General features: G+C 51.6%; 20 protein-coding genes. 4 read left to right on the top strand and 16 right to left on the bottom strand.

Going from position 1 to position 26,168, the window contains the following annotated elements; all coding sequences use genetic code 11:
- Window positions 1–467 precede the first annotated feature (467 nt).
- Window positions 468–890 carry a Fur family transcriptional regulator gene (locus tag BLR00_RS00950; protein ID WP_074630392.1) on the bottom strand — a complete coding sequence of 141 codons (423 nt, stop codon included), beginning with the start codon at window positions 888–890 and terminating at the stop codon, window positions 468–470.
- A gap of 274 nt (window positions 891–1,164) precedes the next feature.
- Between BLR00_RS00950 and BLR00_RS00955 the strand changes: the two genes are divergently transcribed.
- Both BLR00_RS00955 and BLR00_RS00960 read left to right on the top strand, forming a co-directional pair.
- Window positions 1,165–2,559 (top strand): right-handed parallel beta-helix repeat-containing protein, encoded by a 1,395-nt coding sequence (locus BLR00_RS00955; RefSeq protein ID WP_074630393.1) that lies wholly within the window; start codon window positions 1,165–1,167, stop codon window positions 2,557–2,559.
- Window positions 2,560–2,571: 12 nt separating this feature from the next.
- Entirely contained in the window at window positions 2,572–4,686 is a 2,115-nt protein-coding gene (locus tag BLR00_RS00960) for a VanZ family protein (protein ID WP_074630394.1), read from the top strand.
- 24 nt (window positions 4,687–4,710) lie between these two features.
- Here BLR00_RS00960 and BLR00_RS00965 read toward each other — a convergent pair whose 3' ends face one another.
- The 15 genes from BLR00_RS00965 to BLR00_RS01035 form a co-directional block, all read right to left on the bottom strand.
- Entirely contained in the window at window positions 4,711–6,573 is a 1,863-nt protein-coding gene (locus BLR00_RS00965) for an HAD-IIIC family phosphatase (RefSeq protein ID WP_074630395.1), read from the bottom strand.
- A 36-nt stretch (window positions 6,574–6,609) separates the two neighbouring features.
- Window positions 6,610–7,305, bottom strand: coding sequence for a TylF/MycF/NovP-related O-methyltransferase (locus BLR00_RS00970; protein WP_074630396.1), 696 nt, complete (start codon window positions 7,303–7,305; stop codon window positions 6,610–6,612).
- A gap of 30 nt (window positions 7,306–7,335) precedes the next feature.
- The gene (locus tag BLR00_RS00975) at window positions 7,336–8,277 is read right to left on the bottom strand and encodes a GNAT family N-acetyltransferase (RefSeq protein ID WP_074630397.1); all 942 of its coding nucleotides are present in this window, start codon (window positions 8,275–8,277) and stop codon (window positions 7,336–7,338) included.
- Window positions 8,274–9,236 (bottom strand): polysaccharide deacetylase family protein, encoded by a 963-nt coding sequence (locus BLR00_RS00980; protein WP_074630398.1) that lies wholly within the window; start codon window positions 9,234–9,236, stop codon window positions 8,274–8,276. Before BLR00_RS00980 ends, BLR00_RS00975 begins: the two co-directional genes overlap by 4 nt.
- A 110-nt stretch (window positions 9,237–9,346) precedes the next feature.
- Window positions 9,347–11,281: an XrtA/PEP-CTERM system amidotransferase gene (locus BLR00_RS00985; RefSeq protein ID WP_074630399.1), complete on the bottom strand. Its 1,935-nt coding sequence runs from the start codon at window positions 11,279–11,281 to the stop codon at window positions 9,347–9,349.
- A 24-nt stretch (window positions 11,282–11,305) separates the two neighbouring features.
- Window positions 11,306–12,460, bottom strand: coding sequence for a TIGR03088 family PEP-CTERM/XrtA system glycosyltransferase (locus tag BLR00_RS00990; protein ID WP_371130393.1), 1,155 nt, complete (start codon window positions 12,458–12,460; stop codon window positions 11,306–11,308).
- A 21-nt stretch (window positions 12,461–12,481) separates the two neighbouring features.
- Complete coding sequence (gene xrtA, locus BLR00_RS00995; RefSeq protein WP_074630400.1) at window positions 12,482–14,065, bottom strand: exosortase A; 1,584 nt, start codon at window positions 14,063–14,065, stop codon at window positions 12,482–12,484.
- On the bottom strand, window positions 14,062–15,330 hold the full coding sequence (locus BLR00_RS01000; protein ID WP_074630401.1) for a TIGR03087 family PEP-CTERM/XrtA system glycosyltransferase: 1,269 nt from the start codon (window positions 15,328–15,330) through the stop codon (window positions 14,062–14,064). The genes xrtA and BLR00_RS01000 overlap by 4 nt, the downstream gene beginning before the upstream one ends.
- A gap of 4 nt (window positions 15,331–15,334) precedes the next feature.
- Complete coding sequence (locus BLR00_RS01005) at window positions 15,335–16,420, bottom strand: FemAB family XrtA/PEP-CTERM system-associated protein (protein ID WP_074630402.1); 1,086 nt, start codon at window positions 16,418–16,420, stop codon at window positions 15,335–15,337.
- A complete protein-coding gene (locus BLR00_RS01010; RefSeq protein WP_074630403.1) occupies window positions 16,417–17,268 on the bottom strand; it encodes an XrtA system polysaccharide deacetylase in 852 nt (283 codons plus the stop codon). The genes BLR00_RS01005 and BLR00_RS01010 overlap by 4 nt, the downstream gene beginning before the upstream one ends.
- A gap of 150 nt (window positions 17,269–17,418) precedes the next feature.
- Window positions 17,419–18,426 carry an XrtA/PEP-CTERM system-associated ATPase gene (locus BLR00_RS01015; RefSeq protein ID WP_074630404.1) on the bottom strand — a complete coding sequence of 336 codons (1,008 nt, stop codon included), beginning with the start codon at window positions 18,424–18,426 and terminating at the stop codon, window positions 17,419–17,421.
- Between the two features lie 13 nt (window positions 18,427–18,439).
- Window positions 18,440–20,065, bottom strand: coding sequence for a TIGR03016 family PEP-CTERM system-associated outer membrane protein (locus BLR00_RS01020; RefSeq protein WP_074630405.1), 1,626 nt, complete (start codon window positions 20,063–20,065; stop codon window positions 18,440–18,442).
- Window positions 20,037–20,960, bottom strand: a complete 924-nt coding sequence (locus tag BLR00_RS01025; protein WP_074630406.1) for an XrtA-associated tyrosine autokinase — start codon at window positions 20,958–20,960, stop codon at window positions 20,037–20,039. Before BLR00_RS01025 ends, BLR00_RS01020 begins: the two co-directional genes overlap by 29 nt.
- 352 nt (window positions 20,961–21,312) lie before the next feature.
- Window positions 21,313–22,842: an XrtA system polysaccharide chain length determinant gene (locus tag BLR00_RS01030; RefSeq protein ID WP_074630407.1), complete on the bottom strand. Its 1,530-nt coding sequence runs from the start codon at window positions 22,840–22,842 to the stop codon at window positions 21,313–21,315.
- A gap of 217 nt (window positions 22,843–23,059) precedes the next feature.
- Window positions 23,060–23,686 carry an XrtA/PEP-CTERM system exopolysaccharide export protein gene (locus BLR00_RS01035; protein WP_081346802.1) on the bottom strand — a complete coding sequence of 209 codons (627 nt, stop codon included), beginning with the start codon at window positions 23,684–23,686 and terminating at the stop codon, window positions 23,060–23,062.
- A 577-nt stretch (window positions 23,687–24,263) separates the two neighbouring features.
- Between BLR00_RS01035 and tsaE the strand changes: the two genes are divergently transcribed.
- Window positions 24,264–24,794, top strand: a complete 531-nt coding sequence (gene tsaE / locus BLR00_RS01040) for a tRNA (adenosine(37)-N6)-threonylcarbamoyltransferase complex ATPase subunit type 1 TsaE (RefSeq protein ID WP_371130363.1) — start codon at window positions 24,264–24,266, stop codon at window positions 24,792–24,794.
- Window positions 24,764–26,098: an N-acetylmuramoyl-L-alanine amidase gene (locus tag BLR00_RS01045; protein ID WP_074630408.1), complete on the top strand. Its 1,335-nt coding sequence runs from the start codon at window positions 24,764–24,766 to the stop codon at window positions 26,096–26,098. The genes tsaE and BLR00_RS01045 overlap by 31 nt, the downstream gene beginning before the upstream one ends.
- Window positions 26,099–26,168: the final 70 nt, after the last annotated feature.

A 26,168-nucleotide genomic window follows, 5' to 3' on the forward strand; every position in this document is an offset into this window, starting at 1 on the left:
CGGATACAGCCCGGATCAGGCGATAAACATCAAATGACGGAACCGGTCAGGGCTGCTCGATTTTAAGCAACAGAAGGATTACACTCGCGGAGGAGCGCGCGTGAGATATGGGAATGAAAAACCTGGGAGGGTATGTCTAAATTTCAGGAGCGGTGGAAGTTGTTGTATTGTTTGATCCAGAAAGAGGGGGATCAGGATGAGAGGGATAATGCTAAAAGCCGATAAAGCCACGCAGTCCAGACAAATTCGGTCGAGATCGGAGTCTGGCCCGGTTTCGTTTTGTTCATGATCGTCCGCTTGAACCACACCGATGATATCAACGTGCGTAAGCGCATGCGTCGCCTGAAAGACCGGGACGAGCGAAAACACCCATACCAGAATCAGGAATAATCCTTTCCGCAACCCCATGGAACGGTATTCCCTGGCATCGGCATATGAATACCGCATTTTATGAATTGGATGTTCTATCATGCGCATTCGGCACATAAACCTTTGACTATCAGCTCGACCGCCTGAGACCGGTAACCGGCCGGCAACGGGCCGTCATATCTGGCTTTCAGATCGTCAAGGCAAATCACCGTTGTACAACGGGTACATTTAAAATGCGCATGCTGGTGTGAATGGGCATCGAAATTTGCGCGAAAACGCCATACTCGATCATCACTCGCCACCCTATGCACAAAACCTCTTTTGTTCAGCCATTCAAGCACACGATAGAGCGTGACGCGATCCAATCGCTGCTCACCGCTCAGGCGTTCTTCAATTTCATGATGCGTAATAGCCCGTTGCTCCGTCAACAAAATGGTAAGAATTCGAACCCTGCCAGAGGTCACCCGCTCGCCGGTACGCCGGATCATCGATTCCGCCTGTTCCTGAGAATTAATAGGCATAAAGGATAGGGATGGTATTGCAACAAAGTTGCGTTTACTATAACCGAATAACACTGCGGGCGCAATACCGCTTATGCTTGCTCCAAGGAGTGGGGTTGTTCAGAACCAGACCACAAAAATGGTGCATCACAGTTTTTTGTGTATCGGGTATGGCCAATGTTCCTATCATATGGGTGCATAGCGGTGGTTGGGTGCCCCAATCACGACATCGGCGGCAAACAAATGACGGCTGATACATTTCTTCAAGCTTTATCTCTCGTCAAAATGTATTAACATGGTTAAGTCAATTGATATCCGGCATTTCCGATTATTATTAGTCATCGTCGGCATCCTATCCGGTATATTGCCTGCTTTCGCCGGAGCCACCTACACGGTGGACCCGGGCACCTATCGCGCCAGACTCAAGCAATTGGAGCCAGGCGCTTATGTACGGTTGATGCCGGGAGAATATAGGGACGGCCTGCCTATTCAGCAGCTTCATGGTACCGAGCAAAACCCGATTACGATTTCTGGACCGGATGGGGAGCCGCATGCGGTGTTTATTGCGCGGCCCGGACATAACACGGTCAGTATCGTTAACTCGAGTTACATCACCATTCGCAATCTGGTTCTCGATGGCCGTAATCTGCGAGTGGATGGGGTGAAATGCGAAGGCTACGCGGACTGGGCACATCACATCACGCTTGATGGGCTGCGTATTCGCGGCCATGGAAACAATCAGCAAACGGTTGGCATTTCCACCAAATGCCCGGCCTGGGGCTGGGTGATTCGCAACAACGTGATCGAAGGCGCCGGAACCGGCCTTTACCTCGGTAATTCGGATGGGCGCGCACCATTTATCGGGGGCATGATCGACCGCAATCTGATCATTGATACGCATGGCTATAACCTGCAGATCAAGCATCAGCAGCCCCGCCCGGTTTTACCCGGCATACCGGACGAGGATAACGCAACGATCATCCGTCACAATGTTTTCAGTAAGGCACATGGCGGATCCAAGGAGATGGCAAGACCCAATATGCTGGTTGGGCATTGGCCGCTCACAGGACCGGGAGCAAACGACCGGTATCTCATCTATGGTAATTTCTTTTATCAGAATCTGCATGAAGCATTGTTCCAGGGCGAAGGCAATATCGCGCTCTACAATAATCTGTTTGTGAATCATTTCGGCGATGCGATACGGATTCAGCCGCACAATGACACGACACGCGCGATAAGCGTTTTCTACAATACCGTGATAGCACGCGGGTCAGGCATAACATTCGCGCGGCGCGAGGGTGATCCAGCGCATCCGCAATTCGTTATGGCCAATATCGTATTCGCGGGAATACCGGTGCGGGGTGCTTCCCTGGAGACAAATCTGACCGGTAAATTTAACGATGCGCGGAATTATCTTACCCGGCCATTCGCACCTTTGGGCGCAATGAATTTGATGCCGGCGAATACCAAGTTGCAGAAGCGCACCAGTGACAGCATGCGCTTTGATGCTTATCCCCAAGCCGATCTGGATTTTGATGGAGGTTTGCGTGGCACAGGTGGAATAGGCGCCTATGCACTCGATAGAGACAGACCTCGCTGGCTGCCGGTACTGGAAATCAAGCCAGTACCCGTCACACCTGATGATGAACCATCATTTGCAGGCCATTCCTTAATCCAAAATACTCGATAGAAAATAGAAAAAATGCGTATTCTGTCAGTGATCACGGTATTGATTGCCTATGGGTCGTTGTATCCCGGCAATTTTTCCACGCCGGACGACGGGGCTGTAAAGCAATTCCTTACCGACTGGCGTTTATTCACCTCTCCAGGCGATCTGTTGGGGAATATTGCGTTGTTCTTCCCACTCGGCGTGGCCGGTATATTATTCGGCTCAGGCAGAGGCGATGCCACGATTCGTGTCGCCGGGTTACTTCTGTTCGCGCTTGTTTACTCATTTATCCTTCAGTTGGCGCAGGTTTGGCTTCCTTCCCGTTCCGCGGCACTGGCGGATGTGCTCTGGAATATGACAGGTATGCTGTCAGGCATGGCGGCGGCGCATGTGCTGGGAAAACGCTCGCCAGGAAGCGCACATCCATTCGATGCTGCGTCGTTGGTACCTCTATTGGTCTTGATACTGTGGCTGCTCACCGAGTTATTGCCGCTGGTACCCACATTGGATTGGCAAAAGTTCAAGGATGCGCTGAAGCCGCTTCTCGCTGAATTCAATATTTCCTTTTCGGCAGCTGCTATGCATGCGGCCGGCACATTTGTCGCGGGTAGCGCTTTCATGGCGCTGGGACGGCAGCCCGCCGCATGGCTGGGAAGCGCACTCGCACTCGTGTGGGTAGGTAAGGTTGTGATCGTCAATTTGACATTGGACGCATCGCTTCTCATTGGGTCGCTGGCAGGCTATGCGGGTTGTCTGGTGCTATCGCGCGTCGGTCACGCAAAACTCTTCGAGGCGGCGTTCTGGCTGCTGTTAATCGCTTGGAGCATTATCGCACTAACGCCTTTTTCTCCCGCTTCGGGTGGAACCTTCAATGGGGTCCCTTTTGCAACCATGCTTCGGGGATCCATGGAAACCGGTGCTCGGGGACTGGCCCAGTCATTGTTTATTTACACGGCCTTGCTATGGCTTTTGCAAAGAACCCGCATGGGTATCGCCAAGGCGACGGCAGGGCTGGTGGTGTGGTCGTGTTTGATCGAGCTGGCGCAGATGGGTTTGCTGGGTCGCACCGCGGATGTAACAGAACCCATTTTGTTATTGCTGGTTGGCTGGGCATTGTCGGTGATGCAAAAACATGGAGACCCCGCAAGGCAGGAAATAGTCACACCGGTATCGCAGCCACGTCCTTTAGTGGCGGTTCCCACAGGGACGAGCGGGAAACACGCACTTGCTTCGATGGCGATCGGGATCGGGATGTGCGTGGCGATCGGCTGGTTGATTACGCGATCACCCTTGATACCCTACAATGTGCGTGAACTGGTATACGAGGGGCATCCCTTTCGATCACTGCTATTGCTTGTAGCCCTGCTGTATTGGACTATGGGCTTTCCGATACTGATTGTGCAATGGCTGGCGCGGGGAGAGCTATATCTGCTCAGCTTTCCGCCCCTGGTATTACTGCATGGTTCGATTGCGTGGCTGCTGCTATGGTCCGCGGTGCCAAGCGAGAGTATTCACGACATCGTCGGGGCGCCTGTCTTGCACTGGCCCTGGGAATGGGAAATAATCGGCCGTTTTCTGGCATTGTTCAGCCTCTGGAGTGTTGCTGCCACGGCGGGCGCCGTTATCGCCGCAAAACGCCTCCTTCCCGGTGCGAATGGGGCTCAATCCGCGCTGTTGGGATGGGCGATCGGCGCCTGCCTGTTTCTACCGATATCCTATTACATCGTGGTGATGGTGGCCTCCACAGACAACCTGGTTGAACTGATGGCCGGCAATGGCAGCGTAGGCGCGTTCTTGCTGATCGGCCTGGCTATGGCAGGAATTTCATTTGGCGGGGCGAAAGCCACGCTGGCATTGATTCCCGGGATAGCAGGGCGGACAAGTGCGGTCGCATGGGTGCTGGCTTCCGGCGCTCTGGCCTATTTGGCGATTTATCTCGGGACGGAACAGGTGATCGTCAAATATAACCAGGTGTTTTCCGCGTTGCAGTTCTTGCTGAGCAGCGATCGCTCACATCTGGCCGGACCGGGGGAGTTGGCAGTTCGATACATTGCGCTGTGGAGCGCTCTCATCGGGGCCATCGTAATGGTTCAATATCCGCTATGGCGGTGGACCGTCTCGAATCGCGGCAGCCCAATAGCGGTCTAATCCGGATGCTATGAAACATCCGGTTTAATGACTTGCTTCCACCCTGCCTGAACCCGATTCACTTGTGGACAAGGATCCCACGGAAATAAACGTGCAATCGAGTGAGTGGACATTGAGATCGACACGCAGACCCTTTTCCGGCGAACATGTCTCGAAGTGCAGACTTTCTAGTACTTGCTGGGCGGGGATATTGCGCCCCGTGGGCTTGAAGTTAACCCATAAGCTCTGCGGCCTCTGGCCGCTTTCTGAAACCACCAGGTAGTTGAAGAACGCCTGTTCGATAAATCTTCCCTGCACACGGCAGGAGAGCATAAAGTCCTCGATACGTATCTCTTGCTCTACGAATCGAACGATGGCGAACCCGACCGCGCCGTAGGAGCCGAAATTGTCGCTACAACGAAGCACATATTTCCTGACCTCGTCATCGGCGAGAATGGGCAGTATCTCGTCCCTGGCGTATTTGCGCCCGGAAAAATTTAATTGATTGGTACGCTGGACGAGTTCGGAAACACGGTCCAGATCATCGGCCGCATAGGCGTCGATGGAAAGCTTGATCTCGCATGCAGCCAGAAATCCAAGATAATCCGAGCCAAACCTGGCTGCGCTTTTCTTGCGTACGAATTCTTCTTTGTAAAACTGGCTACGCTTCTTCGCTTCCTCGCTATTCGTTCCCTGATAGCGAGGATCCAGAAAAAGGCGGTCGATGTCGGCCACATTCACGCAATCGACTCCTTTCAATGCCCGTGAAACTTCCTCCAGTTCAAAGGGATTATCGTCAATGAAAGCGAAAGTATCCAGGCCGATGTTGAGCTGTTCCGCTATGATCCTGACATTTTCGCTCTTGGGAAGCCAATTGATCTGGGGATACAGAAAATAGTCTGCTATGCCGAGTTCTTCGAGGCGCCGCCATGCGCTTGCCTCGTCATTCTTGCTCGCGATACTAAGCAAAATTCCACGTTCATAAAAAAAGCGCAGCAAGTCGAGTACCTTGGGGCGCAATGATACCGCCTCATTTTCAAGCAGAATTCCGTCCCACATCGTATTGTCGAGATCCCATACTACGCACTTTATCTTTGGAGTACTTGAACTCCGCACGCTTTCAGTCTTGCGGTGAACGATAAAATCGGCGGTAAGGAAAACAACACGTGATGCGGTCTCCCCGTCGGGAATAATGGCGATGTCAAACGGGAGACCGCACTCGGTAATCATCGAAAATTGTTGGTAGCCGAACTCATGCCGCGAGTATCCCGGGGGAAATACGACCGAGGTACGAAATGGCAGGGGAAGCTTCGTGAGTTGCGTTTGTTTACTCATCATACCGCCGGAAATCGCCATATTCAGCTGCATTCGTATCGGCACATCCGCTGGGTTGTAAACTTCGAGTAGAAAAAAATCTGGTTTGGATTCCGTGCGATTTACCCGGTGCATCCAGCGGGCAAAGCGCTCAAGGAGTGCATACTCGAGATACGACCAGCGCATGTCACGCGTCAGCCGATACATCATCGCGCCCGCCGCATTGGTAAGCGGCGCAACCAAACCGATCATGCGTTCGGCCAATAAGGCGGCCGTCGCAGGCAGCATCAGGGTATTGCCTCGGGCCTCGATCTTGCCCCATTGCTTGAATGTAACCTCTGCTCCATAGCCGCGAGCGGACGGGAAGCGCTGGTTGCGATACATGCCATAGGTTAGGCGCCTGCAACGTTGATCCGGTCTGCTCTGGTAGAGATCACAGGTTGCGAAACAGCCCGGGGCGGCGCATTCTATGCAATGCTCCCCCCACATGAGCAAGGACATCTTCGCAACGTCCTGAACAGGCGTATACGGTTGTAGTGGAGCGAGATTCCGATCCACATGCAAATGCATCTCGTATTTATCGAATTCAAACATCGCCCACCGCTATTGTCTTTCCACAACCCGCTATTTTCATTTTAGACGACAGATAAATGATTTTCCAAGCGGAGCATAGTCCAGATAGGGGATGAAGCCCAGGTGTGTTTCCTGCCGCATAAAGTCTGCCAGCGCGCGTTGTTCGCCCTGTTCAGGATCGCCTTTGTAATTGTAGAAGTCATCGAAGCAGATAATGGAACCATTTACAATATATGGCTGGATGAAATTGAGTACTTGAATAGTTGACTCGTACAGGTCGCAATCAATATAGATGACCGCCGCCTTGCGTCCGGATAATCGCCGATGGGTAGCATCATTCAGACTATCGCTGTAAAAACCCTCAATCAATTCGTACTCGGATGTCCGGATTCCACGGGATGCGAGAATTGCCTCGAATTCGGGGCGGGCGCAGGCAAACTGCCCTTCATACCATATGTTGTCGGGATGCTTCTCTGTTGCCGGTAAGCCCTGAAATGAATCAAAGCCCCACAGCTTCATATCGCGCCGGCCATAGCGCCGCTTCATTCGATGAGCGTAGCCGAAGGTCTTGCCTCGCCACAGGCCAAACTCGAAATAATCTCCAGGTACTTCGTTAATCTTTGCGAACTCGAAGGCCTGGCTCAACATCCCGAGTTCGGTCATTCGATTGTCCGAGCGACGATCCAATACTTCAACTACGCGGGCCACCCACTCGGCATCCACTATCTGCTTTGCGATGCGTTTGATTAACATGACTTTCCGCCATCCAGAAGATTGTTCAGATCAGGTTCCGAAGCGCATCATTTTTTTTACTTTCGACTTAAGCCCGAGCTGGTCCAGCTTATCGCCAGCCAGCCTGCTGAGATGATTCACGGCGCTTTGACTATGCAGCAGGAACCTGTTGCGCAGATTGCTGCGCAGGAAAAAAACATTTGCGCATTGAACACTATGAGTGGCAAACAGCTTTTTATGCTCTGATTGTCCTTCAGTAAAATCAAAAAAACGAAAAGAGTGTTCCTCGAACAGGTACTCTAGGGCAAGCCACTGCAAAATTGTGCCCACAGAAAAATTCATGTAGCCGGGATCGTATCCGAGATAAGCATAGATCAGAATTTCATTGGAGATCGGACAATAGAGATACGAGACGGGCTGATCCTGATGAAAAAGGATGAACCCACGAACAAGCCCCTGTTCAGCAAGCTGCTCCATTTCGCCAAGAAACTCCTCCGAATCGGGCAAGCCTGCGTCAAGCAGCTTTTCCTGATAGGTTATCCTGGAAACAACACGGGCAAGCCGAAAGAACTCCGGAATTTCTCCGGCTGACTTGTAAACCTTCCAGGAAATGTTGCCACCGCAATATTCGGCGTATTTCTTGATTTTACGATTGAGAGTCGAACGCGTCTTGGAGGAAAATTTGCTCTTGTACTCTTCGAACGACAGACGCATATCGATGTAATACCGCTGGTGCTGGGAAGATACATAGCAGAGATAATTGTCCAGCTTCCGAAGTACAGGCTGCTTGCCGTTGACGCGCAGCGATCGCACCAGGAAACCTTGACTATTGAGTTGCAGAACGTCATCTGGCGGCGCCGGCTCTGTCACTGGCGGAGTCTCATCGTCAAGCCCCACTTCCCGCACTTGCAACCATAATTGGGATGCAAACAACGTTTTGTCACCCAGTTGAAGCTTTATGGGGACTTGACGGTAATGCCATACTTGCTTCACCGGAACCCCCGCCGTAGTCCTTGTTCCAACATCCTGAGTCCCGTTTTCCAGATCGGCGAGGTGAGCGGAGCAGGCTGTGAATCCGCGAGATCCGGGGCCAAACCGTGAAAACCACGAACACGGAAGCAATCCCGGTGACGATCAAGAAAGGTGCAGAGTTTGCGGAAGCGGGCTACCACGATATCGTCCGGACGATCCATACCGCCGTTAAGCAACTCGAAGTTGTGTGAAAGAATAACAAAGGCCTTACGACCGGATTCCAGCGCTTGCCACAGCAACCCTTCCATCTCCCGGTACGAGCAAGCAGTTACTTGCGCATGGCGCAATGAAGAAGCTCCGTCCTGAAAGACCGTCATGGGATACTCGTATACGCCTTCACACTCGATCGGTTCCATAAGTGGGACATCCGGACTTACCCCACTGTCCCGTCCAAGCATACTGGCGTTGTAGCTGCTGTCGAAAACAATGTGATTCCTGGCGAGTGCCCGCAGCGTATCCCTATTGAAACCGAAATTTCCTGCGCGAAAGGCATTTACGCTTTGACCACCGGCCAGTTCAATCAGCCTTGCGCCCGCCTGGATCAGGATTGTTTGATCCTCCAACGAAAAGTAACGCAAGAGTTGCTTCTTTCCAGTGATATCGTCGAGCAGAGGTTCTTTGGATTCATCCACCCATTCGGTATGCAGATGAAGCTGCAATTCATGGCCCCGTTCTCGAACGAGACCCACGATTTCCGACAAAGGATCCAACCCAAACCGGGTCGAAAAGAGAGGTTCCACAAAAAAAACGCCCGTCAGGCCGTGCTCCCGCAATTGATCCAGCTGGTATGGCAAGCCATAATTGCCTCTTGATGTGGGGCCGTAGATGTAGCGTTGAAATGCACTCGGAAACTTGGCGTCAATGTTGTCCCAGCCATCACACCAGATCTCCACGTCAACGGTAATGAATACGTCCATCATCCTGTGGCAAATTCCTGGTTCATCAATTTGAGTCTGTCATGTACTCGCATTTCCATTACGTATCATATTGATGATATGCAAGCGTTTTTCTGGATTACGCAACAACATGCTCATGCCACCTTGAGATCGTTCTTGCGCGAGCCCGAATGCTCCATGGGCAGCACGTTACGGAGAAACGATTCGAACATCAGCAGCGTCCACAGCGGCGCACTATAGTCACGCCTTCCCGACTGATGCTGATCAAGCATCTCCCTTAGAAAGGCCTGGTTGAAGATCCCGGTATCGGCCAGAACCGGGCCCATTAAAGCGTCGTTAAGCTTTTGGCGCAGCGGGCCGCGAAACCAGCTTGCCAGTGGTACCGAAAATCCCATCTTGTCGCGATAAAGGATGTCATTGGGAAGATAAGGCTCCAGCGCCTTTTTGAATACATATTTGCCTTCATGGCCATGCAGTTTGAAGGAAACCGGGAGGCCGGATATCCACTCGACCAGCTTATGGTCCAGCAATGGTACGCGCACTTCCAGGGCGTGAGCCATGCTGGCGCGATCCACCTTGGTAAGAATGTCGCCGACAAGGTAGGTTTTCATATCCAGGTATTGCACGCGGGACAGGGCGTCATCGACAGGACATTTGTCGGCATGCATGCGCAATACTTCCACCGCCTGGTACCCCTGGAGACTGCGGCTGAAAGAAGGGCTGAAGAGACGCTGTCGCATTTTGTCCTTCATAATGGAAACGCTGTGAAAATATCCTTCCACGGAATCACGTGCCAGCGCCTCGAAGGTGGATTTTGCACGCAAAACCTTTGGCGCCCAGTCAGCCTTCGGGTATAGGCTGCCTAGCAAACCGAACAAAGGCTTTCGAAATCCAAGTGGCAACATGGATCTCATCCGATCTTCATAAAGATGCCATCGATAGCGGCGATATCCCGCGAGGTTCTCGTCGCCGCCATCTCCCGACAACGCGACAGTCACACGTTTTCTGGCCAGCTCGCAGACCCGGTAGGTAGGCATGGCCGAACTGTCGGCAAAGGGTTCGTCGTATAAGGAGGCCAGTTTGTCTATCAGCTCGAAATCGTCCTGATTTACCTGTTCGACATCATGCTGGGTATGATAGCGCTCGGCCACTTTTTGTGCGTACTGGGATTCATTGAAGGCAGGGTCCCCAAAAGAAATGGAGCACGTGTTGACCGGCTCTCCCATCAGGTTGGCCATCATCGCCACCACTGCGCTGGAATCCACGCCGCCGGAAAGGAAGGCTCCCAGCGGCACTTCGGTCATCAGATGAATCTTTACCGATTCACGCAACCGGACAATCAGCTCTTCCTGTGCTTCTTGCATGCTGATGGAAGCATGCGGAGTAAATGGTATGTCCCAGTACTGACGCAGTCGCGGCATACTTTGACCGGTTGAAAGTTTCAGCGTATGAGCCGGGGAAAGTTTGAGCGCCTGCCGGAATATCGTTTTTGGCTCAGGAACATAGCCATAAGCAAAGTAGTCTTCGATAGCATGGGCATCCATCTCTCGGATGAAATCCGGATGGGCAAGCAGTGCCTTGAGTTCGGAGGCGAAAATAAATGTACCGTCTCCGAGCATGCCGTAGTAAAGCGGTTTGATACCAAGCCGATCGCGAGCAAGAAACAGGGTTTCCTGGTTACGATCCCACAAGCCGAAGGCAAACATGCCGCGAAAGCGATCCACGCAATACTCACCCCATTCTTCCCAGGCGTGGACAATGACTTCGGTATCACAATGCGTGCGAAAGGTGTGACCGAGGGCTATAAGCTCTTTTGCGAGTTCCTGAAAATTGTAGATTTCGCCGTTGAAAACTACGACTACGCTGCCGTCTTCATTGAAAAGCGGTTGCTGCCCGCTGGAGACATCCATGATCGAAAGACGACGATGGCCAAAGCCCACACCGGGCTCGGTATATAGCTCTCCTTCATCAGGCCCGCGGTGAATCTGGAGCTGATTCATGCGCCAGAGTATTCGCCGGTCGATTTCACTTTTGCCGCGCGTGTCAAACAGACCAACAATTCCACACATGCCAGTTTCCTTTTATTCCATTCATTATCGATGCAGGGCCTTGTCGTAGACTTGCAGATAGCCTTGGGTCATGGTCTCCATGCTGAAGCTTGCCTCAATCTGCCGCCGCGCCGCCCTGCCGTGTTGAATGATCAGGTCGGGGTTTCTGTAGTATCTCAGCATCGCTTCCGTCAATGCTGACGGCTCTCCCGGCGGAACCAGCATTCCCGTATATCCTTCCTTTACAAGTTCCACATTTCCCCCGACGCTGGTAGCGACGACTGGCAAACCGGTGGACATGGCTTCCAGAATGGTATTCGAAATGCCTTCGCCGAGCGAGGGGAGAACAAAAAGATCCATGGTGCGCATCAGTTCCGGAATATCGGCACGTTCGCCAGGAAACCAGGCAAGTGCTTCCGCACCGGCTTCACGCAACATCTCGATGCATTCCCGCCGCGAAGTTCCCTCGCCAACGATCAGGAGCCGGAAACGTTCGCGGGCCGCAGGTTCTTCCTTCAGCACCCTCAAAAAAGCCTGGATCAGGCTGGGATAATTTTTCACATCCGCCATTCTTCCGACGCTACCCACTACAAAAGTATTTTCCGTAAAAAATCCCTGCGGACCCGCTCCAAAGGGCGTGCCGCCGCGTGGATGAAAACGCAGGCTATCGACACCGTTGTAGATCTGGTCAATGCGCTGTGGCGTTGCTCCCACGGTGTCGACAAGCCAACTTTCCAGATCTCTGCTGACAGCAATGAAATGATCGACGAAAGGACGAATTGCCTTACGCAGCAGATTGTATTTTCGATTTTTCCCATGCAAATCGAAAATGTCCCGGCCATGTTCTCCGTGGATTCGTGCGCGCGCCCCCGCAACCGCGGCAATAACTTGCCCCTCCATCGTCCCGAGATTGCGGGTGTGCACGATATCCGGTTTCAAACGCCGGAGTGTTCGGAACAAGTTGAGATAAAGACCGAAATCATGTCCTTCGCGCTTGTTCAATGCCACGATTTCCACATTCTCCCGCAGGATCCGGTAACGAAAATCGGAGTAGCCCTTGAGGCATACGATAGCGTGCCGGTAACGTTCGGGCGGAATATGATTGATCAGGTTTACAAGACCATTTTCCAGCCCCCCACACCCAGGTGATGAATGACATGAACAATGAGTGGAGGCTGCGTGGTAATGGCCCTCGAAGATTTCACCGGGCCGTGCCGGGTACTAGCGCTCCCATGCATTCTCAAGCCCTTTTGTCATCATTGGCATCATGTCATCCACAAAAGCCTGAAGCACTGGAACAGCTTCATCCGGTGTCTCTTCGTAACGCGCGGCGATAATGATTTCCGCCCCATCATCCCCTCTGCCCAGGAGTTTATTCCGGGCCAGAATAAATTTAGCCATGTAAGGACTCGCCGTCTTCTCCGCGCCAATCCAATACCACCTCCAGATGAGCAGATTTGTGGCAGGCGAATGCAACTGGTTCTGCCTGATGGTCACTGGCTGAGAACTGAGAAGTATGTCGCGTGTACTTTCCCCGATGGTCCGCCAATGGGGTTGTGTTTCCGGTACGAGCAGATTCTCGGAGTTGATCAGCTCTGTTCCTTGCTGCTGGTTACGGTAGTAAGTAGCGTAAAGATCCACCGACCCGCTGCTGCCCCGGTAATTTTGCAGGAACTGGGCGGCGGCACCGATGTACTTGGGCCTCCAGTCGGAGATTTGGGTAGTACCGGTCTCCCATTTTCCTGAGACACCTGGAATTTCAATTTCGGGTTCCGTGCTGCGGGAAAATCTGTTTTCAAGATAAGCGGCAGACACCGGCCAGATAAAAGCAATGGCAAGAACTGCACTGGCAGTGAGAACCATGCCCTTGAGTGAGCCTTTACTGCCCTGATTAAACCTGGATCCAGGATGGGGATCAGCCTCGGTATTGTCATTTTCGCGATCATCCTCGCGCCAGAATGACCCGATCCAGAATAACAACAGCATTACAAAACCGAAGAATATCCAGCCATAAATAAGATGATCGACTCCCACAGCCAGACGCATGTCGCTCAGATGGCCGGTCATCACGATCATGTAGGCACGAATCCCATTGGCGATGATAGGTACAATCAGCGAAAGCGCGATAAACGCCAGACGGCGTTTCAGGCTTCGGTATGTCAGATAGGCATAAAGCGTACCCAGCGTGAAGGATGCAATCAGGTAGCGCAAACCACTACAGGCCTCCACCACGGACCAATTCCCGCTGGGAATGGTAAAGAAACTCCCCTCGCGGTAAACCGGTATGCCAGTCAACTGCAGTGCCCGTACGGTAAAGTCAGCGGTAAAGTCGATGAGGGGAGGAATAAGCGCATCGCCAAAGGGTACCGCGAGCAAGAGATAGGCCAACGGAAAAGCGAGCGCCCAAGCCATCCGGGTTCCCAAGATTGCCCAAACCGCGGCGGGAATCATCATTATCAGAAAATATTGTTCAAACACCTGAACGCTGGCAAGCGTTGCCAGCAACCAGCCAAAGCCCAAGGCACCGAGTACCGCCAGAGCCAGAGGGTTGGGCTCAGGGTGAAATGTGCTCAGATATTTGCGTTGCTCCCAGATCAAATAGGCACTGAAGGGAAAAATAAGAAAACCATGGGCAAATGTATCGGATCGCTCCCAGATGGAAACCATAGACCAGGTGGTTTCATGGTAACCCGCCAATATTGCAGCAATAATGACAACGGTGAGGAGCGCGGCCCCTTTCAAACTTTGCTGATCCAGCGTTGTGGCTGAACCATGCGCGATTTTTTGCGGTGTCTGTACGCTCATGCCACATCTCTCGCGGATTTAAAATGGTTTTGCAGGGCATGCGGACACGCCTCGTCAGTCGAAATAATTTGCGGCTGGGAAAGTAGCGCGTCAACACGCGTCAGACCTTTTTCCCAACTGTAATCCTCCAGAACACGGGCTCTCGCCGCATGACCCATAGTCCGATGCGATTTGCTCTGAAGTAGCGTAACTATTTGATGAGCAAAATCGTCCTCATCGTTTGCGACCAATAGTTCCTTACCAGGAAGCGCGCATAGTCCCTCCATTGCCTGTGGAGAAGCGATCACAATCTTTTCCATGGCCATCGCTTCCAACACCTTGTTCTGTATACCGCGGGCGATGCGTAACGGTGCAACCGCCAACGATGCGTGGGCGAGATAGGGCCGTATGTCCGGCACCGAACCCGTTACCGTAACTCCAGGGAGGGTAGCCAGCGCCATTACTCGTGCTGTTGGCCGTGCGCCGACGATATGGAATTCGACATCGGGCAAGTGCGCCCGAATTGCGGAAAGGACACCGCGCGCAAACCAGTCCACAGCATCAACATTAGCCCAGTAATCCATAGCCCCGGTGAAAACCAGGGTATCGGTACCAGCGGTGTAGGGATTAGGGTAGATATTTTTTGGCGAAAAATAGTCCGCATCGACGCCGTTGTTAAAGTAAGTGACTTTTGTCGCAACCTCGGGCGCAAGCCGCTTGAATAAATTGGCTTCTGCCTCGGAAACAAAAGCTGCACCGTCAAATTCTCTGGTGACCTGCTTTTCATAGCTGAGCAGCAATCTTGATTCGCGCCGGTATATCCAGTTCATCGGCCAACTTTTGGTGGTTGCGTACTGCATCCATTTGTCCGAATCGATATCCACAAAATCGATTATCCGGCGTGCAGGCCCGGCATGGCTTACGTATTGCGCCATGCCCGAGGAGAAAATCAGAATATTTCTGACGGATCTTGTTTCGAGCACGCTATTCACCCAAGCTTGCAAACCCTTATCCCGATAGTAGGGTAAGGTAAGAGGTTGCCGGAAAAATAGGCCGCCAAGGCTGCGTAAGCGCGCAGCCTTAGGGGAGAGATTGACAAAGCAGGTCTCATCACAGAAATCTTTGACTTTACCCACATAGCTCCAGTCTTTCTCGTCATCAATAAAAGTACCGAGATGGATGCGGTAGTGTTGACTCAGGTGCTTGAGCAAGTGATAGGAGCGTATTTTGTCCCCCTTGTCCGGCGGATAGGGAATACGATGAACGAGATAAAGAAGCTCCTGCATGAATCTAGCCCAGATTCTTCACGATGTAAGGACCAATAAGATTGGCAACCGGTAGCGGCAGTTTCCGCCAAGCCTTAATGAAAATCTGATATTTGGGATTAAGAGGGTTATGATCGGGCACCGCTCCTGCATGATGCAACTGATATTCATAATGCAGCGGTTGCGGCTCAAATCCCCAATTCTTCTTGAAATCGTAAGAGCCCGTGTTACGCTTGCTGCGCCCGAAGTCAAACGTTTTAACCCCTCTTTCACAGGCGCGGCGCATCAGTTCCCAGTACATGAAGTCGTTACCCGCCACCTCCCTTGCTTCGCCGGTGCCGCCCCCATAATAAGGCAACACCTCGTCACGGAAATAAAAGCTCATTACGCCGCTGACGGTGCACCCTCCTTTTAGAACGACCATAAGCTCGCAATCTTTAGCGAAAGTTTCCTTGAGAAGCCGGAAGTATCTCCTCGAAAAGACCGGAGTACCCAAACGGTGCACACTTGCGGAATAGGCTAAAAAAAAACGCTCGGTATCCTCATCTATGACGCTTTCCAGTCCAGCCTTGATGCCCTTGCGCACCATTGCACGCTGCTTGCGCGGGATGGCCTGCATGTTCTGCTCCACTTCCGGATCTATGTCTTTACGGAAAGTGACATAGAGATCCTTGGTTGGCCAATCCGGGTGTTGTATTCTCAAATTCCGGTATTCGAGATAGTCGGTCTTCAGGCGTGCAGCGAGCGCCTGGGCGGCGCGGTCGAGCGCGGTGCGGCCGGATTCCGAAATTGCGGCAATGCCACCATAGACACAAAATGGGAGCGAACTCAAGCAATGGCCAAAAAGCCTGCTGTTGATTTCCGCCAATGGCAGCACTGCTTGAATTTTCCCTCCGGATTCGGCGTAGAGATACCAGGTTCTATGGCCCAAAGCACGTTCAATGACCGTCTTCCAGCCAGCGCGATGAAAGAAAGTGGCTTCCGGACAACCTGAGACGAATTCGTCCCATCTTGCTGCATCCTGTGGCTGAAAGGCATGGACGACCGGCGTACCGGTTTTATGGAGGGAAGCTTGATGATCCTCCTGGAATGCGTCAATGATGCTGCTCATGCATCTTGTTCCAAAAAAATCCGATCCACGCGATCCCACACGAAATCCCGAGTCAATGCCTTGATTCGTTCTTCCATACGATGAAGATTGTAATAGTGGCGGAAGCGTGTTTTCATGCTGATACCCTGCTGACGCGGCTGCTTATGATCTATTTCCCAAGGGTGGAAATAAAAGATCGCGGAACGGTGCTCGAGATGATTCAATCTTTGCAGGAACCATCGCGAAACCGGGTAGGGCCAAAGCCGGAAATAGCCGCCGCCGCCGGCGGGAAAATTCCGCTTGAATAAACGCATGGTAGTAATGGGTAGTTCCAGCAACCCATGATGCGTGCGCGGATGATGGGCGAAGCGGGGGGCTTCCGGCATGCCGTAATGATCATGCTGAATGGGATAAATACTGGAACTATAGCGGTAGCCGGCTTCTTCAAGTATATCCAGCGCCCATAGATTATTGCGGCCAATGGAAAAACTCGGCGCGCGATAACCTAATATGGCCTGACCGCCGATGTCTTCAAGAATGGCTTTGCTGCGCATGACATCGTCACGAAATTCATGAGGCTCCTGATCGGAGACTCGATGATGAGCCCAACCGTGACTGGCAAGTTCGTGACCGTTTGCGACAATGCGTCTGACCATGTCAGGGTGGCGGTCGGCAATCCATCCCAAGGTAAAGAAAGTTGCCTTTGCACCTTCCTCATCCAGCAAGGAGAGTATACGATCGATATTGGACTCCACCCGGCAAAATATGGAAGTCCATGATTCCCTTGAAATATGGGGAGCAAACGCCGAAACCTGGAAGTAGTCCTCCACATCGACGGTCATCGCGTTGCGTATTGGTGTTGTGTTCATTTGACTACCCTCGCATAGCGCCGCAAACAATCAATTCCGCACTTAGCTCCGCAAGCCATTCTTCACGCACCAACAAATCACCTCCGCGATTCTTGCCGCTGAGTGGCAATAACGCTCATCCGGGAGCCGGTGTCCAATGTAAAGATGCATTCAAACCTTGTCTTTCCGAAGATTCTTGTTTACGCCGGCGAGAGACAGTACCTGCTTGAGCAGTTCCAGTAAAGAAACAACAGACCCCTCCAGCTCGGCAACCCGTTTGTCCATATTCTCCACACTGGCCAGCACCTCCGCTCTGTTCAGTCCGGATGCGATATCGGCCTCAACCTGGATGCTGTCTGTCGGCATATCAAACTCCTGCTGGATATCGCGAATAACCTCATCGACTTCCGACCCGCCGAACCCGTGCAATTTTTCCAGGCAACCCATCAGCAAGAGGCGATCACACAATGTGTTGATCTTGCGAGGAATGCCACCGGTATAATCATAAATAGCGGCAAACGCACTCTCATCGAACGATGGATCTCCGCTCCAGCCCGCGGTACTGAGCCTGTGCTCGATATAGGATTGTGTTTCCGATAAATCCATGGGTCCAAGGTGATAGGTAGCAGTCACTCTTTGCCGCAATTGCTGCATATCCCCGCTAAGCAGCGTTCTCCTGAACTCCGGCTGGCCGAGCAGAAATGTTTGCAGCAGCGGCTTGTCGTCTGTTTGAAAATTGGAAAGCATTCTCAACTCTTCCACGGTTCGAGGAGAAAGATTCTGCGCCTCGTCCACCACCAGAAGAGCGCGCTTCCCTTGCTGATCACATTTACGAAAAAATTCTTCGAGTCCGATCAGCAGCGAAGCCTTGCCGGAGTTTTCGTAAGGCAACCCAAAAGCAGCGGCTACCATCCTCAGTGTATCGTCCGAGTCCAGATGAGTATTGACTATTTGCGCGGCAAGGATATTCTCGGATTCCAGCGTGCGGAAAAGATTGCGTACCAGTGTAGTTTTGCCTGCGCCCACTTCTCCGGTTATGACGATAAAACCCTCTCCCTGCGAAAGTCCATACTCAAGATAAGCCATGGCCCGTTTATGGCCTCTGCTGCCAAAGAAAAAACTTGGGTCGGGTCTCAGTTGAAATGGTTTGACTCTGAAACCATAGTATGATGCATACATTCGTCTCTTACCTTTAGTAGGTCATGTTCAGGGAGGCGATAACAGCATTCTCGGTATAATGAGCCGCTTGGTTGGAGTCCCGCTCAACATGCCGAAATTGAATCATGCCATTCACAGCAGGCTGGACCTGAAATTGCCTTGTCAGGCTAAGCATGCCTATCTTGAAATCGTCTTTCCTGTCGGTAGTAAGATAGTTAAATCTTGTGTATCCCAAAATGAGATTGGCCTTGGTGAGCGCAGAGATCCTGTAACTCCATGTTCCGTTAATTCCACTTTGCCTGGTATGGTTGAGCAGGGCTGCGTTTGCTCCAAGGAGGTCGGCATCGTCCGACTCCGGTGAGAATGCCTTGCGTGTCATATCAAACACTCTGAGCAACAGCGTATTGGTTAGACCATTCATAGCAACAGTTGCCTGGAAACGCTTCTGCAGATAAAGCCGGTTGGAAAAGAAATTGGTGGGATTAAGAAAAGAACCTGATCCAGAAGGATCGAAACCACCTCCACCACCTACACCGCCTATGCCACCTACACCACCTATGCCACCTGTACCACCGCCAGCCTGTTGGTTGAAAGTCGTGAGGTTTTGATCATAACTCACATTCCATGTGGTTAGACGGGTACGATGATTAGCCAGAAGCGAATAGGTATCGCCAAAAAATCGTTGACCGCCACTCGCAATAATACTTGTTCTCTCGTCTGGTATCCATGAAAAACCCACGGTCCAGAAAGGGCTTGTGGGGCTTCCCCGAATTGAAATAAAAGTATTGCGTTCGTAGCCTCCGGTTGCTGTCAAGCCGAATCGTGACGTAACCATATAGCGGAGATTGCCAGTGGACCGTTCCATTTCGGCTGACCGGTTGGTATTGTCAAACTCGATCATCTGGTTGCTATAGTTCAGGCCCCAACTAAGTATTCTAAAGGCATCGCCGCTGTTGAGACCACCCTGGAAGGCATTCCTGTGGCTGTTGCGAAGCGCATTCACGCTGGACTCAACGGCGCCGTAGGTGTAACGCAGCTCGGTTGAAGCAAGATCCTGGAAACGGTGACGCAGATAAGGACTGATGGAGTAAGTTTTTACATCAGCCCGATTACCGGTGACATTGACGTTGTCGACCCCCTGCGGACCAAACAGGGAGGCATTTTGCTGGAACATTGCGGCTCTTCCGTCCACGAAAAAAAGATTCTCAATCAGTTCAGCTGTGGTTAAGGCAGTGAATTGATGCCTCATTCTGGTAAGATTACTGTTCTCCGCGTAAATCAGATTATTCATGGTGTAATTGGCAGTGAGATTAAAACGGCGCCCTAAACCAGTCACCAATATGCCAGGATTGATCTGGGTCACTAAGTCACCGCCATCCGCCCCGCCGGCCCCCAATCTAATATTGTCGGAATACGTCTCTCTCACATTCAGCCGGGGCTGGATTCTCCATCCAGCGTCAGCGGGGATGGGTGCCGCATTTTGTCCCAGCCCCAGTCGCTGGTCTAGGCCCTGTTCGGCTGGACCCAGCCGGCCTGGTTGGGCTTGCCCATAAGAATAGGATGACAATGACAGCATTGCCATGGCGGCCCAGCAAACGACCGTGAATATATCTCTATTGCATTTCTGATTCTCAGGCACTTTCATGGTAATAATAACCATAATATTCTCCGCCGGAGAACGATCTGGCCTTGTTGTAGATCAAATTCACCACGTCACACGACTCGATCTGCCTGAGCATTTCCTTCACCGCCTGCTGTGAAGTCGTTTCAGCCTCTACCACCACAACAATCTGACCCATTTGGCTTGCCAGCACGCGCGCTTCGCTGGTTAAAAGCAGCGGCGGGGAATCAAAGATAACAACGCGATCAGCATAACGTTGTGCCAGCTCCTTTAGGAGCGCTGCCATACTTTGGCTTGCCAGTAGCTCGGTAGAATGCGAATGCCGCGTCCCCGCCGTAAGAAGCGTGAGTTTCTCCACGTTGGTTTTCATCAAGACATCTGCCAACTTGAGTTTGTCATCGAGAAGAATGTCCATCAAACCTCTTTCTGTCCCTAATCCCAGAATTTTTGGTACGGTGGGACGGGCTACATCCGCATCGACCAGAAGAACCCTACGGTCCATTTCCATTGCGATGCTCATCGCCAGGTTGACAGTACAAAAGCTTTTACCTTCCCCTGCCAGCGCGCTGGTAACCATAATCAAATTGCCATTCTTGATCATGCCCGCGCCCTGACTGAACGCATTGGTGAGCAATGGCCGTTTGATCACGCGGAATTGCTCGGCAACTTGTGTTCTTCCTTCGTCGGGCGTGACAATGCCATACTGACGCATCTTGGCGAGGTTGAGTGTAATGTGCTTGGATGTCGAGGCGGAAGGCGAGACAGGGCTTGGTGAAAAATTTTGGCTGATCTCTTTCTCGAGCGCATCATTTGCACTCGAATGCTTCTGGCCCGAGTTTACCAAACTACTGGGCGGCATTTGCGGTGGCATTTGTTTGGCACCACTCTTCCCTTCTTTTTCAAGCTTACCTGCGGCTCTTTCAATAATGCTCACGCTTTCTCCAATAGTGTTGGATTGGAACTTGCCAGGATACGGTTATCCATGATGTCTCCCGAACAAAATATCTGAATCTGAATCAAATCGACATAATATTGATTCCGAACCCCCCAATGGAAGCAGACGATCGCACCGGTTTTTTTAAACCGGAATAAATCGCGGGATTCCGAAATACCTCACCTGCCTGACAGAGACTGTTGCGACGAACCAATATCGTTGGCCACATACCTAGCCATCCTGTCTTGATCAGCGTCGCAGCAGCAGGGACTTAGTATAGGTGCTTCTTAGGGTAGTAAATCTGCATGCGTCTCAAAAATTGGCGAAGAACGTCAAGTTGCAAAAACTCGGGTCAAATCATCTTTACCATTAAGGTGCCATATAAACCCAACAAAGATAGCAAAGAAAGACCAAAGGCATAGAGCCGCTTCCTGCTCTTTACTTTCTCTTGATCCGTCCAGATCATGGGAACCGAGCCCAGGATTGGTCTGCCGGTAATTTCACGCAAGCTCGCCTGACTGTGGAATGTAGGCCGGACTTGGCTGATGACAAACGCTATCCCGATTCCGGCTAACAGAGATCCCAGAAACACCAGAGAAAACAGCTTGCCGCGGTCCGGTCCCACCGGCCGGTCGGAGACCGTCGGCGGATCGATGATCCTGAATGACATCAGATCGGTGGCGGAACCCAATTCACCTGATATCTTTGCGGATTCACGGCGTTCAAGAAGCTTCTCATAATTGGATTTATTCACCTGATAATCGCGATTGAGTTGAGCAAGTTCCGCCTCCACCTGAGGTACCGCGTTACTCAGCGACTTCAAACGGTTGAAACGGGCGGTATATTCTTCCACGCGAGCCCTCATGGACGCCACATCGGCTTCAGCTTCCGCCAGGGCCACGTTAAGCTGTTGCAGCATGGGGCTATAGTTTTTTCCGGGATCGGTGGTATCTTTTACCACGAGCTTGGCCTCTTCTTTCTTGCGCTCTTCAAGTTGAGCGATCAGGCGCTTCGTGGAAATGATATCAGGATGCAATTCCGTAAAATTCAGTCTGAGCGCATCCAGGTTCTTGTTCAATGCGCTGATTCGGGAATCAATCTCCACATTCACTATGGGTGAAATCGCATCGCTCTGATCCACCATCATTACGGGCTCATCGCCAGTAATTTGCCTCTTGATCGCGTCGCGCGCATGCTCGGCCTCACGTAATTCCAGCCTTGTTTTGTTGAGATCTTCGGTCGCCGCGGATAACTGTGAATAATAATCGCTACCTTGCTGGGGCATCATTCCAATGTTCTTTTGCTTGAATGCCTTAAGGTTATTTTCCCCTGCTATCAACTTTTCTTCATAACTCTGGATCTGCTCATCAATAAAACGGAGCGCGGCGGAAGAATCCTGTCTCTTGTCCCCCAGCCCCCCTTCAACAAAAATGGTGAGCAACGATTGAACAACATCCTTAGCAAGCTTTGGATTCTTATTATTATAATGAATCGTAAACAGATTATCGCGGCCGGTTGTCCCAAGCTTGATTTTCTCCATGAGTTCCTTAACGAGCGCTTCATGATCTTTCGCATCCTTGACCTTGATATCCAGATCGACCATGCGAACGACCCTCTCCACGTTGGGGCGGCTGATCAGCGTACGGCTCATGATAGAAACCTGCTGTTGCAAATCGGGGGAAATCGTCATACCCGCCATGAGCGGTTTCAGGACATTTTGTGTGTCCACATAAATTCTGGCTGATGCCTGATAATCATCAGGCATCTTGTAGACGATAACCCATCCCGCAATAGCCACAACCCAGGCAGCAAGTACCGAGATCCAGCGATACTTCCATATCCCCTTCAAATAAACAAGCAGCTGGGTAGTTAGTTCCTCCATTTTGTCAGGCGTTCCTTGGAAATACTATTGTCGGCTTTTACGGCGATGGAATTTTTGGCGGCCTGTTTGCGCCGCCATCGGATGGAAATCCAAAAAGACTATTTTCATGTTCATTGTCATTTTTTTACCCAGCTATCCTCGATCCCGAGGTGAAGCGGGCTGCCAGATCACTTTATGTAGGGAATGGATCTAAAGGCTAAATCAAGCATGCCGAAACTCAGAAGAAGCTCTCCGGTATAACTAAAACGTCACCTTGACGCATGGGGACGTTAGCCGAGATGTCACCGTCTCTGATCAGATCATCCAGCCGAACGCTAAACTGTTGCTGTTTCCCATCCACGCTACGAATGATTCTGGCCTTGTTGCCGGCAGCAAAATCCGTTATGCCGCCCACTGCGATCAAAACATCCATTAGCGTCATTTCTTCGCGATAAGGAAGCGCCTGGGGTCTGGCTGCCTCGCCGATGACGCGGATTTGCTCGGTGTATGGTCCAATAAACTGTGTCACAATAACGGTTACAACAGGCTGCTGAATATACTTGGACAGCGCTTCTTCAATGTCTCGGGCCAACTGTGTGGATGTTTTTCCGCTGGCCGGGAGATCTTCCACCAGGGGCGTAGTGATTTTTCCATCGGGACGAACCGGCACCGACATGGAGACTTCCGGATTGCGCCAGACAATGATATCCACGTTGTCACCCGGCCCTATCAAATAATCGTGCGCAATATGCTTGTCGTCGGGAGAAAGAGGCGGATATGTTTTGCAACCGCCCAGGACGAGCATAGGAAACACGATAGCAAAACAGGTCAGCCATTTCTTGGTACTGATATGGGGAGTGTTCACTGAATTTCCTTTTTTCTGTTTATTGAAGATGCGCCGGGTCATGCAGGCCGCCAACGATAATTAAAGATGCAATGAGTAGAGAGTGTTTTCCACGTATGTCACGGAATCTAGGATCTTTAATGTGCGCCATAATAGCATTTTTATATCAACCCGCTTCGGAATCGGAAAAGATTATCCTCAAGATAAAACACACCGTATAAACAAATCAGCCAAGCTGAACGACTTGTTCCAGTTACAGGTCCGCATCGTATCAAGTTCAACGGCATGAGCAAATAGGACTTTAGTACGATCTTCTCAAGATTCGCGAGATCATTCGCAACGTCCCTGGGAACGAGTTCAGATGGATCGTACGCCCTATCCCATGTTTTGCCATATAATCCCTCTCACCGTGATAGGCCTTACCAAGCCACTCAAGGGGTCCGGGGTCCGGATTCCGCTTCTGTCATTTCGGCATTTGGCATCCGCGATGAAAATCCCTTGAAAGCCCCAGCCCTTTCCCCATGCTTTGATCGCATCGGCGAGCCGGGATAAATCGACGACCGCATCCGGGGAGACTCCACGAATTACTGACGGATCTTTGGATATTTTTTTCTTGCATAGTTCTCATCATACCAATTCTTCCGCCCTGCATCACTTTACGCTCAGTCTTGACGGAGAAATCGCAACGCTGGCGCTCGGTGCGGAAATCGCAACAATATTACATCCTGGTTTTGTTGTTTTCCTGAGCGGCAATCTGGGCGCGGGCAAAACCACGCTGGCGCGAGGCATCTTGCGCGGTCTGGATTATCAAGGAAAAGTAAAAAGCCCTACCTATAATTTAGTTGAACTTTATAAAATTTCTAGGTTATACTTCTATCACTTTGATTTCTATCGTTTCAATGATCCGATAGAATGGGAGGAAGCAGGTTTTCGTGAATATTTCAACGCTGAATCCATCTGTCTGGTGGAATGGCCCGAAAAAGCGGGCGGATTGTTGCCCCCAGCGGATTTGCAGTTTTTTATCCATATCACCGGAACAGATCATCGCCGCGTCGAAATTCGGGCGCATACGGAGACAGGGAGACGGTGTTTAAAGCAATGGCAAACCCTAAGAAATCCCGGGCAATAGCCGGTTGCCACAATCTTTCTGTTCCATCGGCATTCACCCTGTTTTTGTTGATGGCAGTACTCCCGCTTTTGTCACTCAGCAATGGTGTTTTTGCGAATACCCTGGTCAGCTCCGCCCGGGTTTGGCCTGCCTCCGAATATACCCGTCTCACGCTAGAGTCGGCTTTGCCCATCCAGTACTCGCTCAGCACGGTAAAAGATCCGGATCGCGTGGTGGTTGACCTGGAGCATGTCAGGCTCAGTCCGGAACTTGAGAACCTGCCGGGGAAAATTGACGCCACTGATCCTTACATACGCGCGGTGCGCATCGGCCGTTTCAAGCCGACCGTACTGCGGCTGGTGCTGGACCTCAAAACCGAGGCCATACCCCAGGCATTTGTCCTCAAGCCGGTAGGCAATTACGGTTATCGGTTGGTATTGGACATTTACCCCGCTATTCCGCCCGATCCGCTTATGGCGTTACTCAATGAGAATGCCACAGCAATGTTACAACCAGACCTCAATGCCGATAGCGGAATAAACGCAAAGGCAAATAGCAAAGCCATAAGAAATACCGCGACCGCAAAAAGGAACAAATCGGAAACGATACGGCTTATAACGGTCGCCATCGACCCTGGGCACGGTGGCGAGGATCCCGGCGCAGTGAGCCGCAGTGGCACCCATGAGAAAGACATCACACTGGCGATTGCCAAAAAGCTTAAAGCGAAGATTGATAAAGAGCCCAACATGCGCGCAGCCCTGACACGCGAAGGCGATTACTTTATATCGCTGCCGATGCGTCTGGTAAAAGCGCGCCAATTGAATGCCGATCTGTTCGTATCGGTGCATGCGGATGCTTTCATCAAACCGCATGCGCGCGGCTCGTCTGTTTTTGCGCTGTCCGAGCGGGGGGCAACTTCCGCAGCCGCCCGCTGGCTAGCGAAAAAAGAAAATGAGGCGGACTTGATAGGGGGAGTCAATCTGGATATCAAGGACCCCTATCTCAAGCAGACTCTGCTGGATCTGTCACAAACAGCCACTATCAATGACAGTCTCAGGCTCGCCCGGGAGGTGCTCTCGGAAATCGGCGATATAAACCATCTGCATAAAAACGAAGTGGAACAGGCAGGCTTCGCTGTACTCAAGTCTCCCGATATTCCGTCTATCCTGGTGGAAACCGCTTTCATCAGTAATCCGGACGAGGAAAAGAAACTGAAAGACGTTGCCTACCAGGACAAACTGGCCGACGCAATGCTCGCCGGCATCAAACGCTATTTCGCCAACAATCCGCCACTCGCGCGTTCAAGGATGGTGTTTCTGGAATAGCACTCTCTTCTCATCCACCACTATGGGTACTTCCCTTCCTGACAAAGTTTGGTGGACCTCTATATAAGGC

This window comes from Nitrosospira multiformis, from assembly GCF_900103165.1.
Taxonomy (GTDB): Bacteria; Pseudomonadota; Gammaproteobacteria; order Burkholderiales; family Nitrosomonadaceae; genus Nitrosospira; species Nitrosospira multiformis_D.

What these genes read in the sequence shown, in the direction of transcription:
- BLR00_RS00950 (WP_074630392.1), bottom strand. Translation starts at nt 890, where the DNA reads ATGCCTATTAATTCTCAGGAACAGGCGGAATCGATGATCCGGCGTACC.
- BLR00_RS00955 (WP_074630393.1), top strand. Translation starts at nt 1,165, where the DNA reads ATGGTTAAGTCAATTGATATCCGGCATTTCCGATTATTATTAGTCATC.
- BLR00_RS00960 (WP_074630394.1), top strand. Translation starts at nt 2,572, where the DNA reads ATGCGTATTCTGTCAGTGATCACGGTATTGATTGCCTATGGGTCGTTG.
- BLR00_RS00965 (WP_074630395.1), bottom strand. Translation starts at nt 6,573, where the DNA reads ATGTTTGAATTCGATAAATACGAGATGCATTTGCATGTGGATCGGAAT.
- BLR00_RS00970 (WP_074630396.1), bottom strand. Translation starts at nt 7,305, where the DNA reads ATGTTAATCAAACGCATCGCAAAGCAGATAGTGGATGCCGAGTGGGTG.
- BLR00_RS00980 (WP_074630398.1), bottom strand. Translation starts at nt 9,236, where the DNA reads ATGATGGACGTATTCATTACCGTTGACGTGGAGATCTGGTGTGATGGC.
- BLR00_RS00985 (WP_074630399.1), bottom strand. Translation starts at nt 11,281, where the DNA reads ATGTGTGGAATTGTTGGTCTGTTTGACACGCGCGGCAAAAGTGAAATC.
- xrtA (WP_074630400.1), bottom strand. Translation starts at nt 14,065, where the DNA reads ATGAGCGTACAGACACCGCAAAAAATCGCGCATGGTTCAGCCACAACG.
- BLR00_RS01000 (WP_074630401.1), bottom strand. Translation starts at nt 15,330, where the DNA reads ATGCAGGAGCTTCTTTATCTCGTTCATCGTATTCCCTATCCGCCGGAC.
- BLR00_RS01005 (WP_074630402.1), bottom strand. Translation starts at nt 16,420, where the DNA reads ATGAGCAGCATCATTGACGCATTCCAGGAGGATCATCAAGCTTCCCTC.
- BLR00_RS01010 (WP_074630403.1), bottom strand. Translation starts at nt 17,268, where the DNA reads ATGAACACAACACCAATACGCAACGCGATGACCGTCGATGTGGAGGAC.
- BLR00_RS01015 (WP_074630404.1), bottom strand. Translation starts at nt 18,426, where the DNA reads ATGTATGCATCATACTATGGTTTCAGAGTCAAACCATTTCAACTGAGA.
- BLR00_RS01020 (WP_074630405.1), bottom strand. Translation starts at nt 20,065, where the DNA reads ATGGTTATTATTACCATGAAAGTGCCTGAGAATCAGAAATGCAATAGA.
- BLR00_RS01030 (WP_074630407.1), bottom strand. Translation starts at nt 22,842, where the DNA reads ATGGAGGAACTAACTACCCAGCTGCTTGTTTATTTGAAGGGGATATGG.
- BLR00_RS01045 (WP_074630408.1), top strand. Translation starts at nt 24,764, where the DNA reads ATGGCAAACCCTAAGAAATCCCGGGCAATAGCCGGTTGCCACAATCTT.